The sequence below is a fragment of the Burkholderia sp. Ac-20384 genome (genome assembly GCF_017104605.1).
Lineage (GTDB): Bacteria > Pseudomonadota > Gammaproteobacteria > Burkholderiales > Burkholderiaceae > Burkholderia > Burkholderia lata.
In genome coordinates this window covers 1-1,058 of sequence record NZ_JAAGPE010000690.1, presented here as the reverse complement: position 1 = coordinate 1,058, position 1,058 = coordinate 1, and the positions used below count along the sequence as shown (strand labels likewise).

At 69.3% G+C, this 1,058-nt stretch carries 1 protein-coding gene and 1 pseudogene; one reads left to right on the top strand and one right to left on the bottom strand.

Annotated elements, in window-relative coordinates:
- On the bottom strand, positions 1-679 hold a 679-nt coding region (locus tag G3O00_RS42870), incomplete at its 3' end, for a LysR family transcriptional regulator (protein WP_206146616.1).
- A gap of 106 nt (positions 680-785) precedes the next feature.
- On the opposite strand from G3O00_RS42870, the pseudogene G3O00_RS43820 reads away from it, so the two are divergent.
- Positions 786-959 (top strand): annotated as a pseudogene (locus tag G3O00_RS43820) (MFS transporter); the annotation flags it as partial.
- Between the last annotated feature and the right edge of the window lie 99 nt (positions 960-1,058).

Sequence of the window (1,058 nt, the reverse complement as noted above, 5' to 3'; positions counted from 1 at the left end):
GCACCGCATGGCCGCCCGTTTCGTCCGCGCCGCCCTCCACGCGCTCCTCCGCACCGCCACCCGGCATGCCGAAGCCGCCCGCTGCCCCGATCCACTGCATCGGCACCTGCGCGATCGCTTCGCTCTCGATCCCCGCGCGCGCCACCAGCGCCGCCGACGCCGGATCGCCCCACACCAGCGCGAGATCGAGCTGGTTCGCATCCAGCCGGTCGAGCAGGTCGGCATTGCGCGCCACGCGTGCCTCGATCCGCACCTTCGGATGCGCGCGCGCGAACCGTCCGAGCACGTCGGGCAGGATCGCCTCGCCGAAATCCTCCTGCAGCCCGACGCGCACCCAGCCGTCGAGATTCATGCCGCGCACGGCCGCGGCCGCCTCGTCGTTCAGTTCGATCATTCGCCGCGCATAGCGCAGCATCGCGTCGCCGGCGTCGGTCAGCGCGAGCCCGCGCCCGGACTTCACGAACAGCAGCGTGCCGGCCTGCTCCTCGAGCTTGCGGATCTGCGCGCTCACCGCCGACGACGAGCGCGCGACGCGGTCGGCCGCCTTCGCAAAACTGCCGAGATCCACCCCCGCGACGAGGCTGCGCAGCGCCGCCACGTCGAAGTTGGGCCGGGCCAGCGTGGCATCGGCCAGCGCGAGCGACTCGCCGTCGTCGCGTGGAATGTCATGTCCTGACATATCAACCATCCTGTTTTATCGAACGATTCATCAAGAACTTTCCGATTTTCAGGATGAATGTAGGTGGCCAGACTGTCGATGTCAATTTCCAACCGGGCCTGCCGTCATGGACACCTCGTACGTCGCTTCCCCCTCCTCGCCCGCCCGCGATGCGCGCGGCCCGGCCCATCGCTGGCGCGTGCTGGCCGCCGGCGTCGCCGCGAACATGAGCTTCTCGGCCGCGGCGGCCGGCATTCCGACCACGGCCGTATGGATGCGCACGGCCTATCACCTCGACAGCAGCACGAACGGCCACCAGATGCCCCAGAACGTGAATTGCGCGATCAGCGTGAGGTTGCTCCACAGGTGCGCGGTGTCGTCCGGCAGCGGCAACACCGCC